This window comes from Acinetobacter sp. 18QD2AZ41W (assembly GCF_009829025.1).
In the GTDB taxonomy this organism is placed as follows: domain Bacteria; phylum Pseudomonadota; class Gammaproteobacteria; order Pseudomonadales; family Moraxellaceae; genus Acinetobacter; species Acinetobacter pseudolwoffii.
This window is the reverse complement of the sequence record NZ_WURP01000001.1, coordinates 114738-131919: the sequence shown is the minus strand read 5'-3', so window position 1 is coordinate 131919 and position 17182 is coordinate 114738. Positions and strand designations below refer to the sequence as shown.

Below are 17182 nucleotides of genomic sequence, written 5' to 3'. Positions count from 1 at the left end.
ATCAATTAGCTTGAGGAAAACCGCCTTGTCCCCATTATACTTTTATGACTAAACGCTATGCATTAAAAGATGAGCAGTGGGAACAGATTAAAGATCTGTTACCTGGACGAATGGGTACTGTTGGAGTAACGGCCAAAGATAACCGACTATTTGTTGAAGCGGTATTGTATCGGTATCGTTCAGGTATCCCGTGGCGAGACTTACCCCAACGCTTTGGTGATTTTAGAGTCGTGCATACTCGTTTTAGTCGTTGGGCTAAAACAGGTGTGTGGCAGAGAGTCTTTGAAGTACTGTCACATGACAGTGATAATGAATATGCCATGTTAGACTCCACCATTGTACGTGCTCATCAACACAGCGCTGGGGGGGAAAAAATCAGGCGATTGGACGCAGTAAAGGGGGCTTAAGCACCAAAATTCATGCCCGTACTGATGCTTTAGGCAACCCAACAGGATTTTATCTCACTGATGGGCAGGTCCATGACTTAAACGGTTCAGATGTGTTGCTGGACTTATCGTTGAGCCAGACCTGGCTTATGGATAAAGCCTACAACTCCAGGGATCGAGTCATTGATCCAATTTTAGAGGCGAAGGGTCAAGTTGTGATGCCAGCGAAAAGTAATTCTATTGATCAGCGTGATTATAATCGAAATCTCTACAAGGCAAGACATCTGATCGAGAACTTTTTTGCCAAGCTCAAGCAGTATCGTGCTATTGCCACACGCTATGATAAATTGGCTCAAAACTTCTTATCAGCGATCTACCTGGCTTCAACAATCATTTGGCTTAATTGATGACACGCCCTAGCAAAAATTTGTATTTATATCTTCAAATTGCGTAAAGATCGGCCTTATTCCAGATATTCAAAATCTATATGTAATACTCAGCATTTAAACATGCGTAAATCGCAGCCTAAGCTACGATTTACAAGTTACAGGCATACTGTAATTTATACAAGGTGAAGCTCTGCGCTGTCTACTGCTGCCGATGATCCAGCAATTTACATCCGGTCTGCTGTTGCAGTTCCTCAAAGCTTAACCCCTCCACCATCTCAATGACCCGGGCCTGCTGGTCTTTGAGCTCAATCACACACAAATCGGTATAAATACGGTTTACACAGTGCTTGCCGGTAATCGGATAAGTCAGCTCTTCAACAATTTTGGCTGCACCGTTTTTGGTGACATGTTCCATACAGACATAAACACAACGGGCACCGACGGCCAGATCCATGGCGCCGCCTACGGCAGGTACAGCAGCGGCATTACCGGTATGCCAGTTGGCCAGATCACCATTAATCGCCACTTGAAAGGCCCCCATGACGCAAATATCCAGATGCCCACCGCGCATGATATCGAAGGAATCTGCAGAGTTCATAAAACTGCCGCCTTCCAGCATGCTCACCAGTTCCTTGCCGGCATTAATCAGGTCATCATCTGCCTGTTCAGGATCATTCAAGGCCGCAAAACCCAAAACACCATTTTCAGAGTGCAGGATCACGTTCTGTTCCGGTTTTAAATGACCTGCCACACGGGTCGGTAAACCGATGCCCAGATTGACAAAAGAACCGCTTGGAATATCTTGCGCGACTTTTGCCACAATCTGTTCACGAGTACGTTTTTGAATAGTCATTATTTGATATCTCCGACCTGAACCACATGCTGTACAAAAATGCCCGGCGTTACGATAATCTCTGGATCAAGATCTCCCAGCTCCACAATCTGATGTACCTGAGCGATAGTGGTTGTCGCCGCTTTGGCCATGATCGGACCAAAATTACGCGCTGCCTTGCGGTAGGTCAAATTGCCCCAGCGGTCTGCCTGATTGGCATAGATCAAGGCATAATCGGCATGAATCGGATATTCCAGCACATAATCCTTGCCATTAATGTGGCGCGTTTCTTTGCCTTCTGCAATTTTGGTGCCGAAGCCAGTCGGCGTGAAAACTGCCCCTAAGCCGGCACCTGCTGCCTGAATACGGCAGGCCAGATTGCCCTGCGGAACCAGTTCCAGTTCAATTTTTCCAGCCTTGTACAGGTCTTCAAATACAGTAGAGTTATTGGCGCGTGGAAAGGAACAGATCATTTTTTTGACCAGTCCCGATAACAGTAAATTGGTAAGTCCACGATCTCCAGAGGCTGCATTATTATTGATAATGGTTAAATCTTTCGGGCCCAGATCAATCAGTGCTTCGATCAGTTCCACCGGTTGGCCTGCCAGACCGAAACCACTGGTCATAATGTGTGCACCATCAGGAATCTGTTTGAGAACTGTTTCGATATCCTGCGTGATTTTATTCATCATATTGCTTCCTAGCATCTTTTCTATATATTTTGATTGGTAGATCAATCGGCTTTTTGCGGATCAAATAAGCGGTCTTTAATAAAGAAAGCCGGAATCAAGCCACAAAGAAAATAGGCAATTCCCATGATCAATAAACCGGTTCCAATAGATCCACCCTGAGCAAAATAACCAATCGTCAGTGGGGCAAAAACAGCACCTAAACGGCCCACGTTATATGCACCACCAACCGCAGTTCCACGTACTTTGGTCGAGAAACTTTCCGTCATGTAGGTGGCATTAATGCCATAGGGAATACCGTAAAGAAATCCGAAAAACAGCATCAGCCAGAGAATATTGTCCGGGGTATTACCAAACACAATCACCGGAATAAAAATTGCGGTGCCCATGGTGCCAAATGCGAACACTGCACGACGGCCAATACGGTCGGCAATAAAACCGGCAATGACTTTGGTACACATCATGATCAGGAAAGTGCCAATCATATACATGGTCATTTCTTTAAACTTGATGCCCAGATCCGACTCTAGATAGGCAGGTAACCAGTTACTGACGCCGTAATATCCAAACTGTAAAAATGCGGTACTGAATGACCAGAGAATGAACATGCGACGGCTAAGTGCATCTTCAAAAACCATTTTAAAAGTGTTTTTAGGTTTTTCCTGAACAATCCCGCTGGCTTTGGCATCGAGGCGCGCTTGACGTGCATCTAACCAGGCTTTGGGTTCAGGCACTAAAAAGTACATTGCGACAGAAAGTACAATAGGAATAATCGCAATATAATACAGATATCGCCAGCCAAATTCGGGCAATAACCAGCCTGCCAAAACAGTGGCGACGACCGAGCCCAGGGTCCAACCGGTCATCAGTGTGGCCAATACTGTCGAGCGATACTTGGTTGGCACATATTCCGCCATCAGGGTATTACAGGCAATATACAAGGCGCCTAGACCAATCGCAGAAGTAAAACGCAGCCACTTAAACTGATCATAGCTTTCGGCAAATCCTAGCCAGAAAGTCAATGAAGAAAACAGTGCAATGGCGATCACGATGACTCGAACCCGCCCGAACCGGTCACAGGCCCAGCCACCAAAAAATCCACCAATCGCCATACCTGCCAATGTCCAGCTGCCCAGCGCCCCTGCCTGCATACTGCTTAATGAAAATTCCTGTTTCAGACTGGTCAGACTGTAGGCCAATAACGCAATATCTGCTCCATCGACCAGTAATGCCAAAAATGAGAACACAAAGGCCAGAATCCAGACTTTTTTCTTGGGTTGGTTATCATTTTCCAAATGAGGGTGTTGCGCACTGATCGTATTCATGGCGTCCTTAAAATATTTTTGAGCATTCCGGTGCTTTTATAACTTTTATCTTTCACGTAATTATTTATATGAAAGATATAGTGAACCAGGGTGATAATCCTATCATCTGCCTATCGGGTATTTAATTTATGTGCATGTTTCCACTTGATTTTTAATTGGGTATCTTATTGAAAACCTGGTATTTGTAAACAAACGGCAACAAATAGTCGGCGCTCTAGCCAGCATGTGCTGGCTAGATGTTATAGCTAGACTTAGTTACAAAATGCAGCGATGCCGGTTTGTGCACGTCCTAAAATCAGGGCATGTACATCATGAGTACCTTCATAGGTATTCACGACTTCCAGATTAACCAGATGACGGGCTACACCAAATTCATCAGAAATCCCGTTACCGCCCATCATGTCACGTGCTAGACGTGCAATATCCAGGGCCTTACCACAGTTATTGCGCTTGATCAGTGAAGTCCCTTCAACTGACGCGATACCTTCATCTTTCATGCGACCAAAACGTAATGCTACCTGTAAACCAAGGGCAATTTCAGTTTGCATATCGGCCAGTTTCTTCTGAATCAGCTGGTTTGCTGCCAATGGACGGCCAAACTGTTTACGGTCCATGGTGTATTGATGTGCGGTATGCCAGCAAAATTCTGCTGCGCCCATGGCACCCCAGGCAATCCCGTAACGGGCACTGTTCAGGCAGGTAAATGGACCTTTCAAGCCACGCACTTCTGGAAATGCATTTTCTTCCGGTACAAAGACGTTATCCATCACAATTTCACCGGTGATCGAGGCACGTAAACCGACTTTGCCATGGATCGCAGGTGCAGACAGCCCTTCCCAGCCTTTTTCCAGAATAAATCCGCGAATGTCACCGACATTACCCTCAGCAGAGACTTCTTTAGCCCAGACCACAAATACATCGGCTATTGGACTATTGGTAATCCACATTTTTGCGCCAGTTAAACGGTAACCACCATCGACTTTTTTGGCACGGCTAATCATGCTGCCTGGATCAGAACCATGATCTGGCTCAGTCAGACCGAAACAGCCAATATATTCACCGGTGGCTAATTTTGGTAAATACTTTTGTTTTTGCTCTTCAGAACCGAATTCATTAATCGGCACCATCACCAAGGAGCTTTGTACGCTGGCCATCGAACGGTAACCTGAATCGACACGCTCGACTTCACGCGCAATCAGACCATAGCTAACATAATTTAAACCGGCACCGCCGTACTGTTCAGGAATGGTTGGGCCCAGCAAACCGAGTTCACCCATTTCACGGAAAATAGCCGGATCGGTTTTTTCATGACGGAACTGTTCCAATACACGCGGCATCAGCTTATCCTGACAATAAGCAGCTGCAGCATCACGAATCATGCGCTCTTCTGAGGTCAATTGCTGTTCGATTAAAAACGGGTCTTGCCAATCAAATCTAATTTTTGTCGTCATTTTAATATTTCCCTATTTTAAAATTATGTGTTTAGGCTGTTGCCTGTTTAATCATTTCACGCGCAATAATAATTTGCTGGATTTGTGTCGTTCCTTCATATAAACGGAACAAACGCACATCACGGTAAAAACGTTCAATTGAATATTCACTGATATAGCCTGCTCCACCATGAATCTGTAAACAGCGGTCAGCGACACGACCACACATTTCAGTGGCAAACATTTTGGCGCAAGAGGCTTCCGTCGTCACATTCTGACCGGCATCACGCAGTCGGGCTGCATCCAGTACCATACATTTGGCTGCATAAATTTCAGCTTTAGAGTCAGCCAACATGCCCTGAATCAGCTGAAAATTTGCAATAGCCTGACCAAACTGCTTGCGTTCTACCGCATAGTTTAAGGCATCTTCCAGCATACGCTCTGCCATACCCACGCTATAGCCGGCAATATGTAAACGGCCTTTGTCCAGAACGCGCATGGCCGTCTTGAAACCAACGCCTTCAACACCACCAATCAGCTGGTCTTTATGCACCCGGCAATTATCGAAAATAACATCGCAGGTATAAGAACCATGTTGACCCATTTTTTTATCAATTTTGCCTAGGCTCAAGCCTGGTGTGCCCGCTTCTACCAGAAATGCTGAAATGCCACTGGCGCCTTTGATTTCTGGATTGGTGCGTGCCATGACTGTAAATGTCGTTGCACGTGGCGCATTGGTAATAAAACGTTTGGTGCCATTTAAAACATAATAATCGCCATCTTTTACCGCATTGGTTTTTAAAGATGCAGCATCTGAACCGGAATCTGGCTCAGTCAAACAGAAAGAACCAATGATTTCGCCGGTTGCATAACGCGGTAAATATTTCTGTTTTTGCTCTTCTGTACCATCAATGACGATGCCACTTGAACCAATACCGTTGTTGGTCCCGATTAGAGAACGGAATGCAGCCGATGTCCGGCCCAATTCCATCGCAACCAGAATTTCCTCTTCCATGGTAATGCCTAAACCGCCGTATTCTTCTGGAATCGTCAGACCAAACAAACCCAGCTCTTTCATCTGTTCCACAATATGTTCAGGAATGGCATTGTTCTCTTCTACTTCATGTTCGAGAGGAACCAGTTCATTTTTTACAAAATCTCGAATCGTAGACAGAAGTTGATCGAGCATTTCCGGATCGCGAATCATATGAATCTCCATGTATATGGTCTGGGTAAATTCCTTTACCGTTTTATTTTTAGTTTCGTATTACGAAATAAATAACCATAAAAATAAAAATTCAGCAAGCAAATTCGTCAAAAAATTTATTTTTTATAAAAAAACGAAATTTATCTGGCTTTAAAATGGATTTAATATAGAATAATATTTCACAATACGAAATTATTGCTTTTTAAATTTCGCTTTACTAACGCTGCTTTCTATAAGGAGCTGACCAGAGATGAAAGCTTAAAAAGTGATAAAGTTTATTGTTTATTTAAAGGCTTTATTTTAAAAATAGCTCCACTATTTTTTGCAGTTATTTATTATGTATAGCAGCATTTAGACATGAGATAGAATAATATTTAGTCGTTACTCATATAATTCATCTACAATTTAAATGTTTTATTTTGTATCGTGAAACTAAGTTGCTATGATATTCATTAATTTACTTCTCTATTTATGTAGACCATGACTAAAAATAAAACAGGTGAAATACCTAATTTTGATGAAATTCGCTTAGATCCAATCTCGCATATTCATCGCGAAAACAATCCCCAATTTATTGCGTCTATTGCGCGTGGCCTTGAGATTCTAAGATGCTTTTCTGCGACCAATCAGTTGTTGGGCAATCAAGAAATTGCACAAATGACCAATTTACCAAAGCCAACCGTGGCGCGTATTACCAGTACGCTGGTATCTTTAGGCTATCTGAAACAACTTCCAAATACGACTAAATATTTACTCGATGTCGGTGTACTGGCTCTGGGCTATTCTGCCTTAAGTAATATTTCTGCGCGAACCCAGGCCTATCCATTTATGGAAGAAATGTCACGTTATGCCCAGGCGCCAGTGGCAATGGCAACACGTGACCGTCTCAATATGATCTATCTGGAAGTGGTACATACAGATACGACTTTAACCATGCGCCGTTCAGTGGGTTCAACTTTACCAATTCATTCGAGTGCCATGGGGCGTGCATGTCTGGCGGCGATGGACGTGAAAGAACGTGAATATTTATTTGATGCCATTAAAAAAAGAAATGAAGATCAATGGACAACAATTAAACGAAATCTAGAACGCGCCATTCGCGATTATCAGGATTATGGTTATTGTTTATCTCTCGGAGACTGGGCCAAAGATGTGAACTCTGTGGCCGTTCCTTTGATTCATCCCAAACATGGTATTTTAACTTTTAACTGTGGTGCACCAAGTTATTTGCTAAATCAGGAAAAACTGGAAAATGAAATTGGCCCGCGTCTGATTCACATGGTGAATAGTATTGCCATGAACCTGAATAATATGTAAGTAAAACCTCTCATTCGGGCGGCTTAGGTCGCTCTTTTTATTTGTTGCAGCCAATAATAATTAAACCGTTTTCTAATATTGAACCGGATCTTTTCAATTCTATTCATTCTACAGCAATCCAAGACTCTCAAAATCTATCCCTATAAAAAACAAAAATTAGACTTCATAAGCCATCTGGATAATGCTATAAATATCGTATAGCGAAACTGGATTTTATATTATGGAAGATATAACAAGAGAATCGATGGAGTTTGACGTCGTCATCGTCGGCGCAGGCCCTGCAGGTCTATCTGCTGCGATCAAGATCCGTCAACTTGCAATTGAAAACAACTTAAATGATTTGTCCGTTTGTGTCGTAGAAAAAGGCTCCGAAGTCGGTGCACATATCCTGTCAGGTGCGGTACTTGAACCACGTGCCATCAATGAATTATTCCCGGACTGGAAAGATCAAGGCGCACCGCTCAATGTGCCGGTGACCGAAGATAAAACTTTCTTCCTGCTTTCAGATGAAAAATCACAAGAAGCCCCACACTGGATGGTGCCAAAAACCATGCATAACGATGGCAACTATGTCATCTCGCTGGGCAATGTGGTGCGCTGGTTAGGCCAGAAAGCGGAAGAACTGGAAGTCTCGATCTTTCCGGGCTTTGCCGCATCGGACATTCTGTATCATGCTGACGGTACCGTGAAAGGCATCCAGACCGGTGACATGGGCATTGGTAAAGATGGCGAACCAACGCATAACTTTACCCCGGGTTATGAACTGCATGCCAAATACACCATTTTTGCTGAAGGTTGTCGTGGCCACCTCGGTAAACGTCTGATCGAACAGTTCAACCTGGCCAAAGATGCAGATCCACAGCATTACGGTATCGGGATCAAAGAACTGTGGGAAATTGATCCGGCCAAGCACAAAGCGGGTCTGGTGATGCATGGTGCCGGCTGGCCACTCAATGAAACCGGCTCGAGTGGCGGCTGGTGGTTATACCATGCTGAAAATAATCAGGTGACTTTGGGCATGATCGTGGATCTGTCCTACACCAATCCGCATATGTATCCATTTATGGAAATGCAGCGCTGGAAAACCCATCCTCTGATTAAACAATATCTGGAAGGCGGCAAGCGTATTTCTTATGGCGCACGTGCCGTGACCAAAGGTGGCTTTAACTCACTGCCTAAATTTACCTTCCCGGGTGGCTCTTTAATTGGTGATGATGCAGGTTTCCTGAACTTTGCCAAAATCAAAGGTTCACATACGGCAATGAAGTCCGGCATGCTCTGCGGCGAAGCGGTATTTGAAGCGATTGCGGCTGGTGTGGAAAAAGGCGGTGATCTGGCGGTTGCGCGTGTAGTTGAAGGCGAAGATTTCTTTGTCAAAGAACTGACTGCCTATAAAGACAAGTTTGATGCAAGCTGGCTGAAAGAAGAGTTATATAACTCACGTAACTTTGGCCCGGCAATGCATAAATTCGGTCAATGGATCGGTGGTGCATTTAACTTCATTGATCAGAACGTGTTTAAAGTACCGTTTACCCTACATGATCTGGTACAAGACCATGCGGCACTGAAAACTCAGGTGGCTGAAACGTTTAAACCGAACTATCCTAAACCGGATGGCAAGCTGACCTTTGACCGTCTGTCTTCAGTATTTGTATCCAATACCGTACATGAAGAAAACCAGCCTGCGCATTTAAAGCTGACTGATGCTTCGATTCCGGTGGAAGTGAACTTACCGAAATGGGATGAGCCGGCACAGCGTTACTGCCCGGCAGGTGTATACGAAATCATGGAAAATAATGACGGTTCCAAGCGTTTCCAGATCAATGCAGCCAACTGTGTGCACTGCAAGACCTGTGACATTAAAGATCCGTCTCAGAACATCACCTGGGTAACACCGGAAGGTGGCGGTGGTCCAAACTATCCAAATATGTAATTTGGATAGTTCTTGTGAATTAAAAAAATATATCTATTTCTCTGATTCACTTACCCAATCTTGAAGCAGTTCGTACTAACTCTTCACTTTAATTTTTTAGGTAATCCCAGTTCTCTCGAGAGCTGGGATTAATAAATTTTAAAGTAAATCAAAATAAGCCTGTATCACTCTATCTATTGAAATGAGATAGGAAAATAATCTGGTTTATGTCGTGCTGAAAAAATGGCTGACCCGAAGCCGGATCAGCCATTTTAAAATCAGACCTGAACGACTAAAATTTGAGTCATTCAGGGAATTGATTTATTTTGCGACAAACTTGGCACGCGCAGCATGCAGTTTTTTATAGCTATCAATCAGGCGTAAATGACGATCCAGACCTTCAAGCTTCATACTGGTTTCAGTCAGGCCATGGAAACGAAGCGTGCCTTCAACTGAAGCCATAACCGCATCCATACGTTCATCACCAAACATACGGCGGAAGTTGTGTGCATAATCTTCCAGCTCCATATCATCATCGAGCAATACTTCAAGCACGACATTCATGCATTGGTAGAACAGGCCACGTTCAACGGTATTGGTATTGAACTGCAAGAACTGCTCAACCAGATCCTTGGCTTCTTCAAATTGCTGTAAAGCGATATAAATCAAGAGTTTTAGCTCAAGAATAGTGAGCTGTCCCCATTCAGTATTTTCATCGAATTCAACCCCGATCAGGGTTTTGATTTCGGTATAATCATCCAGTTCGCATTCTTCCAGACGCTCTACCAGCGCCTCAAGCTGTTCTTCATCCAGACGATGCAAGTTCAGGATATCTTCACGGAATGCCAAAGCCTTGTTGGTATTGTCCCAGATCAGATCTTCGACCAGATAGATTTCAGAATAGCCTGGCACCAGGATACGACAAGCCGTTGCACCTAAATGTTGATAAACCGCCATATAGGCTTCATGACCGAGCTCTTCCAGAATGCCGAATAAAGCTGCAGCTTCATCTGCATTGGAGTTTTGGCCATGGTTGGTGAAATCCCATTCCACAAATTCATGATCTGCTTTGGCACTAAAGAAACGCCAAGACACCACACCGCTTGAATCGATAAAGTGTTCAACATAATTGTTCGGTTCAGTCACGGCATTTGAACTAAAGGTTGGTTTTGGCAGGTCATTCAGACCTTCAAAGCTACGACCTTGCAACAATTCAGTCAGGCTGCGTTCAAGTGCCACTTCAAAGTTTGGATGCGCACCAAAAGAGGCAAACACACCGCCGGTACGCGGGTTCATCAAGGTCACACACATTACCGGGAATTGACCGCCTAATGAGGCATCTTTGACCAGCACCGGGAAGCCCTGTTCCTCTAAACCTTTAATACCTTCAACGATTTTTGGATATTTCGCCAGCACCTGTTCAGGTACATCTGGTAAAGCCAGTTCACCTTCAATAATTTCACGCTTGACTGCACGTTCAAAGATTTCAGACAGACATTGCACCTGAGCTTCAGGCAAGGTATTCCCTGCACTCATCCCGTTACTCAAGTATAGATTTTCAATCAGATTCGATGGGAAATAAACCGTTTCACCATCGGAGTGACGTACAAATGGCAGTGAACAGATACCACGTTCAGTATTGCCCGAGTTGGTGTCATAAAGATGCGTACCCAATAACTCATCTTCAGGATCATAAATTTCAAGCGTATATTCGTCTAAGACTTCCTGCGGAAGTTCGCCATTTGGACCCGGCTTAAACCATTTTTCATCCGGATAATGTACAAATTCTGCATTGGCAATGTCTTCACCCCAGAACTGGTCATTATAGAAAAAGTTACAGTTCAAGCGCTCGATGAACTCGCCCAGTGCAGATGCCAGCGCACTTTCCTTGGTTGAACCTTTACCATTGGTAAAGCACATTGGCGACTGTGCATCACGAATATGCAATGACCATACGTTTGGTACGATATTGCGCCATGATGCGATTTCAATCTTCATGCCCAGACCGGCCAGAATGGCAGACATATTGGCAATGGTTTCTTCCAAAGGCAGATCTTTGCCCGGAATAAAAGTGCTGTTTTCAGAGGCCAGACTTGGCATTAACAAGGCTTGCGCATCGGCATCAATGCTTTCGACTTCTTCAATTACAAATTCAGGGCCAGTCTGAATAACTTTCTTGACGGTACAGCGATCAATCGAGCGCAAAATGCCTTGACGGTCTTTTTCTGAAATATCAGCTGGCAGTTCAACCTGAATTTTAAAAATCTGTTTATAACGGTTTTCAGGATCGACAATATTGTTTTGTGACAGGCGAATATTTTCGGTCGGAATATCACGTGCTGCACAATACACTTTGACAAAGTAGGCCGCACAAAGCGCCGATGAGGCCAGAAAATAATCGAATGGGCCGGGTGCAGAACCATCGCCTTTGTAGCGAATCGGTTGATCGGCAATCACCGTGAAGTCATCAAATTTGGCTTCTTGGCGCAGATTGTCGAGATAATTGACCTTGATTTCCATGTGGACACCTAAATGTTCTTATGTGCCGCCATGGACAAATAAGATGCTGAATCTGAATGTACAAGCCGAATCACGCAGGAGAACTTGACTTAAAAATAAATCAGGGTAATAACGTAGTCATGAGACTACGGCGAACCCTTTAAGAATGGGCGCTATTATAGAGTCATTTGATGAAATTGATAACGTTTGTGACTTTTTCCGCGATATTTTCTATAAAGCTAAGAAATAGGAACAACATGAATCAACACATTTAAAATTTGTGACGATCCATGTGTTGCTTTTAATATCGAATGAGCGCTTCTGATGTAGCTTTAAGATATTTAAGACAGATAAAAATAATTTCATCTTCTAAGCTTTAAGGCCTTAAAAATCATAACTTAAACCGAATAAAGCCAGATTTCGCTGCTTGTCACCGTAGCGGTCATAGCCCCCCACCAGATATTCGCCTGACACACTTAATTGAGGCAAGATTGCATAACTCAGTCCGGCAGACGCATAACGAAAGGCATGCTGTTTTTGGGTATCGCCCAGTTCTCCACCTTCATATTTGCCTTCATCATTAAAATAGCTACCTGCAGCAGTCAGACTGGCATTCACACGATCATTCAATTGATGGTTCAGATTCAGCGTATAAAAGGTATCGCCCTGATTGGCATAGGCCACATCATAAAGATAGGTCGATACGCTCGCGCCAATACTGGTTTTTTCATCCAGCATACGGCTGACATTTAAACCCAACTCATTACCGGTGGTGTTTTCGCCCCCTGGATAATAGTAGGTAGCATTCCAGAAATCCCAATCATAATGTTCCGAGCTGTGCGTATAGCCGACCAGAAAGTCATGCTCGAATTTATCGGTGCTATGCCCTCTGCGTCCTTGCACCTCAGCATAGGAATAACCCAATGTAGAACCCCAATAGCCCACATAAAAGTTGCCATAGGCCAAATTCAACCCTGCTTGTAGTGCAATATTATCGTCTTCCGGTGCATTGCTTAAACCGCGTGATACATATTTAGACACCACGCTCAGGTTGCCACTTGCTTGTATTTGATTGTTTTGAACGTCATTTGCAAAACTACAAATACTGGAAAATGTGACACAGCCGAAGAGCAAGGTTTGATTTAAGATTCTCATAAAATATAAAATTCTTTTTGGGTAAATAAAAGGGCTGAAAACATGATGCAGCCCTACTTAAAGATCGATTAATATCAAAATATACAGCTTATTTTAACGCATAATTAATATAAGTTTATGCCTATTTCCACCTGTAAAATAGAAATTTCAAGCTTGGCTTGAGACTCGAGCTGCCCGATAAAACGGCGCAGTCGATGCAGCTAAAGCCGGATTTCCCCGAATATGATCTGCCAGTTTCTCGGCCATCATGATGGTAGTGGCATTCAAATTTCCGGTAATAATTAAGGGCATGATGGAAGCGTCAATGACTCTGAGACCCTGCATTTCATGTACCCGGCCATAACCGTCCACAACTGCCATATCATCCTCGCCCATTTTACAGCTAGAAGATGGGTGATATGCGGTTTCAGCATGATTACGCACAAACTCGTCAATCTGGGCATCTGTCTGTACAGCTTGACCCGGACTGATTTCTTCACCCCGATAAGGATCAAGTGCTGGCTGGTGCATAATTTCCCGGGTAATCCGGATGGCATCCCGGAATTCGCGCCAATCCTGCTCGGTACTCATATAGTTAAATAAAATACTTGGATGCTCAAACGGATCTTTGGATTTGAGTTGTATACGCCCGCGGGAGGGTGAACGCATCGAACCGACATGCGCCTGAAAACCATGCTCATGAATGGCATTGGTTCCATTATAGTTGATTGCAATCGGCAGGAAATGATACTGGATATTGGGCCACTCGAACTCGTCGGAAGAACGGATAAAGCCGCCTGCTTCAAACTGATTACTGGCGCCAATACCTGTGCCTAGAAATAACCATTCAGCACCAATCATCGGCTGGTTATACCACTTTAAGGCGGGATAGAGACTGACCGGTTTTTTACACTGGTATTGCAGGTACATTTCCAGATGATCCTGCAAGTTTTCGCCCACACCCGGCAAGTCCTGAACGACTGTAATGTCCAGACTTTTTAATAATGCGGCAGGACCCACACCTGAACGCTGCAAAATTTGCGGGGAAGCAATCGTCCCAGCACACAGCAGAACTTCTTTATCGGCAAAGACCTGAATGGGTTGTAAGGCATTTTGCCCTTCAAAATATTCCACGCCAATCGCCTGCTTCTGGCTAAACAAAATTCTATTGGTCATGGCATGGGTAATAATGGTGAGATTATCGCGCCCTTTGGCCATATCCAGATAACCGCGCGCAGTACTGGAACGACGACCTTTTGGCGTCACGGTACGATCCATCGGGCCAAAGCCTTCCTGCTGATAGCCATTTAAATCATCTGTTCGTGGATAACCTGCCTGTACACCGGCCTCGATCATGGCATGAAACAGTTCATTATTATCATTTTTTGGTGTTGCGACTGAAACCGGCCCGGCATCGCCATGGTAGTCATTGCCACCAATATCGCGTGTTTCCGCCTTTTTATAATAGGGCAGACATTCTGCATAGCTCCAGTGTTCCAGACCTTTCAAGCTGGCCCACTGTTCCAGATCCATGGCATTGCCGCGGATATAACACATGCCATTAATCAGCGATGAGCCACCAAGGCCTTTACCACGTCCGCATTCCATGCGGCGATTATTCATATGTGGTTCAGGATCGGTCAGATAGGCCCAGTTATAACGGCGTCCCTGTAAAGGATAAGCCAAGGCTGCCGGCATCTGGGTTCTAAAATCCAGACGATAATCCGGCCCGCCCGCCTCTAATAGCAAGACTTTGGTATCCGGATCCTCAGTCAATCGAGCAGCCAGCACATTTCCGGCCGAGCCTGCCCCGATAATAATATAATCGTAATTCATCAAGCGGAGACCTCCTTATGCGCTAAACACGGACTGGAATGGGCTCAATTCCACCTGAACCGATTTGGTCTGGGTATATTGCTGCAAAGTCACAATACCATTTTCACGTCCAACTCCTGAGTGTTTATAACCACCGACTGGCATTTCTGCTGGAGATTCGCCCCAGGTATTTATCCAGCAAATTCCGGCTTCAATCTGATGAATGATACGATGCGCACGGGCAAGGTCAGGCGTGACAACACCCGCAGCCAGTCCGTACTCGGTCGCATTGGCACGGCGAATGACTTCCTCTTCAGAGTCATAGCTTAAAATGCTCATGACAGGCCCAAAGATCTCATGCTGGACGATACTCATATCATCCCGGCAGTCACTAAATACCGTGGGCAAGACGTAGGCACCTTTGGCCAAATCACCTTGTGTGGCACGGCCACCACCACAAAGTAATCGTGCCCCTTCGATTTTGCCCTGCTCGATAAATTTCAGTACTTTCTGCATATGCGCAAAACTAGAGACTGGCCCAAAATTGGTTTCCGGATCGAGCGGATCGCCTATACGGATATGAGGAATACGCTGCAAGATTTTTTCTTCAAAAGCCGCTTTTAAGGTATAGGGAATGAATACCCGGGTGCCGTTGGTACAGACCTGACCTGAGCTGTAAAAATTGGCCATCATGGCAATGTCAGCGGCAAGATCAAGATCGGCATCTTCACAGATAATCAGGGGAGATTTCCCACCGAGTTCCATGGTGACTTCTTTCAGGCTGGAATCTGCGGCTTGCGCCATGACTTTTTTACCCGTGGCAACACCACCGGTAAACGAGACTTTAGCAATATCCCGATGTGCAGTTAAATAAGCGCCAATCTCGCCACTGCCAGTCACGACATTAAATACCCCGTGCGGCACACCGGCTTCGGTATAGATTTCAGCCAGTTTCAGTGCGGTCAAAGGCGTGGTTTCACTGGCCTTAAAAATCATGGCATTGCCTGCCGCCAGTGCTGGTGCAGATTTCCATAATGCAATCTGGATTGGATAATTCCAGGCCCCGATGCCGGCCACAACACCCAAAGGCTCACGACGGGTATAAATAAATGAAGTCTTTCGCAGTGGAATCTGCTGTCCTTCGAGGGCTGGCAAGATGCCGGCATAATATTCGAGGACATCTGCACCAGTCGCAATATCTACCGTAGAGGTTTCACTCCAGGCTTTACCGCTGTCGAGACTTTCAATACGCGCCAGTTCATCACTACGTTCGCGTAAAATAGCGACTGCTTTATTTAAAATCCGGGAGCGCTCGATCGCCGTCATTGCAGCCCAGACCTTCTGCCCTTTTTGTGCAGATTCGACGGCACGATCAATGTCTTCTTTGCTGCAGATCTGGATTTCCGCCAGGATCTCACCAGTTGCAGGGTTGATGCTTTCAAAGCTGCGATGCGATGTTGCATCGACATATTGGCCGTGAATATAAGGACGCTGTAAATGATAGGTAGTCACTGTAATTCCCTCGCCTATTTGTGTGATTTCAATTGCTGCTGGATAAACTGGCTACACAGTTCGATCGGCATTTCTGGATCAATCTCGCCACTGATCAGTGCGCCGCGTAACCAGAATCCGTCGATCAGTGCAGCTAGCCCTTGTGCCGCTTTTTCTGCTTCTGATTTGGACAGCACTTTCATAAATTCGTGCTTGAGATTGGAGTGTAAGCGGTAATGGTTAACCTGTTGCAACCGATGCAAGTCCGGTTGATGCAAGCTGCTCGCCCAAAATGCCAGCCAGACTTTCATAGCGGCCTTATTGGTTTGAGGTGCAGCAAAATTACCCCGTACAATGGCAAGCAAACGTTGCTCAGGTGTGGCATTCACCTGGGTCTGCATCTCTGCCACGGTTTTACCTAACTGCTGCAATAAATAACGCATTGTTGCTTCAATGAGGCCATTTTTCCCGCCAAAATAATGGCTTATGATGCCGGTCGAAACACCGGCACGTTGTGCAATCTGGCTGATTGAGGTTTCTGCAAAACCTAGTTCATTTACAGCAGCTAGGGTCGCGTCAATAAGCTGTTGACGGCGGATCGGTTGCATACCAACTTTTGGCATAAGACTAACCTGAATAACGAATCTATAAATCGGACTCATGCTGCAATAGCAGAATGAGGTAACATTAAAAAACGTTTTTTTAATTGAACGATCAATTAATAAAAATTATAGTGCCTAGCAACCTCAGATGTAC

12 protein-coding genes and 1 pseudogene are annotated in these 17182 nt (G+C 44.8%); 3 read left to right on the top strand and 10 right to left on the bottom strand.

Annotated elements, in window-relative coordinates:
• Positions 1 to 44 precede the first annotated feature (44 nt).
• Positions 45 to 793: pseudogene (locus GVV58_RS00580) on the top strand (IS5 family transposase).
• 181 nt (positions 794 to 974) lie between these two features.
• Here GVV58_RS00580 and GVV58_RS00575 read toward each other — a convergent pair.
• From GVV58_RS00575 to GVV58_RS00555, 5 genes are all read right to left on the bottom strand, one after another.
• Complete coding sequence (locus GVV58_RS00575; protein WP_005170908.1) at positions 975 to 1628, bottom strand: 3-oxoacid CoA-transferase subunit B; 654 nt, start codon at positions 1626 to 1628, stop codon at positions 975 to 977.
• Entirely contained in the window at positions 1628 to 2299 is a 672-nt protein-coding gene (locus tag GVV58_RS00570; RefSeq protein WP_005170906.1) for a 3-oxoacid CoA-transferase subunit A, read from the bottom strand. Before GVV58_RS00570 ends, GVV58_RS00575 begins: the two co-directional genes overlap by 1 nt.
• Positions 2300 to 2340: 41 nt before the next feature.
• Positions 2341 to 3621: an MFS transporter gene (locus GVV58_RS00565; protein ID WP_005170902.1), complete on the bottom strand. Its 1281-nt coding sequence runs from the start codon at positions 3619 to 3621 to the stop codon at positions 2341 to 2343.
• A gap of 251 nt (positions 3622 to 3872) precedes the next feature.
• A complete protein-coding gene (locus tag GVV58_RS00560; protein ID WP_159515765.1) occupies positions 3873 to 5072 on the bottom strand; it encodes an acyl-CoA dehydrogenase in 1200 nt (399 codons plus the stop codon).
• A gap of 31 nt (positions 5073 to 5103) precedes the next feature.
• Positions 5104 to 6258, bottom strand: a complete 1155-nt coding sequence (locus tag GVV58_RS00555; protein ID WP_074383164.1) for an acyl-CoA dehydrogenase family protein — start codon at positions 6256 to 6258, stop codon at positions 5104 to 5106.
• Between the two features lie 480 nt (positions 6259 to 6738).
• On the opposite strand from GVV58_RS00555, the gene GVV58_RS00550 reads away from it, so the two are divergent.
• Together GVV58_RS00550 and GVV58_RS00545 are read left to right on the top strand one after the other, a co-directional pair.
• Positions 6739 to 7575 (top strand): IclR family transcriptional regulator, encoded by an 837-nt coding sequence (locus GVV58_RS00550; protein WP_005170895.1) that lies wholly within the window; start codon positions 6739 to 6741, stop codon positions 7573 to 7575.
• A gap of 220 nt (positions 7576 to 7795) precedes the next feature.
• Positions 7796 to 9508, top strand: coding sequence for an electron transfer flavoprotein-ubiquinone oxidoreductase (locus tag GVV58_RS00545; RefSeq protein WP_159515764.1), 1713 nt, complete (start codon positions 7796 to 7798; stop codon positions 9506 to 9508).
• A 300-nt stretch (positions 9509 to 9808) separates the two neighbouring features.
• Here the strand turns inward: GVV58_RS00545 and GVV58_RS00540 are convergent, their stop codons facing one another.
• The 5 genes from GVV58_RS00540 to betI form a co-directional block, all read right to left on the bottom strand.
• On the bottom strand, positions 9809 to 12007 hold the full coding sequence (locus tag GVV58_RS00540; RefSeq protein ID WP_005170892.1) for an OsmC domain/YcaO domain-containing protein: 2199 nt from the start codon (positions 12005 to 12007) through the stop codon (positions 9809 to 9811).
• Between the two features lie 363 nt (positions 12008 to 12370).
• Complete coding sequence (locus tag GVV58_RS00535; RefSeq protein ID WP_159515763.1) at positions 12371 to 13141, bottom strand: hypothetical protein; 771 nt, start codon at positions 13139 to 13141, stop codon at positions 12371 to 12373.
• A gap of 147 nt (positions 13142 to 13288) precedes the next feature.
• Positions 13289 to 14956 carry a choline dehydrogenase gene (gene betA / locus GVV58_RS00530; protein ID WP_159515762.1) on the bottom strand — a complete coding sequence of 556 codons (1668 nt, stop codon included), beginning with the start codon at positions 14954 to 14956 and terminating at the stop codon, positions 13289 to 13291.
• A gap of 15 nt (positions 14957 to 14971) precedes the next feature.
• Complete coding sequence (gene betB / locus GVV58_RS00525; protein WP_159515761.1) at positions 14972 to 16447, bottom strand: betaine-aldehyde dehydrogenase; 1476 nt, start codon at positions 16445 to 16447, stop codon at positions 14972 to 14974.
• A 14-nt stretch (positions 16448 to 16461) separates the two neighbouring features.
• On the bottom strand, positions 16462 to 17049 hold the full coding sequence (betI, locus tag GVV58_RS00520; protein WP_074382768.1) for a transcriptional regulator BetI: 588 nt from the start codon (positions 17047 to 17049) through the stop codon (positions 16462 to 16464).
• Positions 17050 to 17182 lie beyond the last annotated feature (133 nt).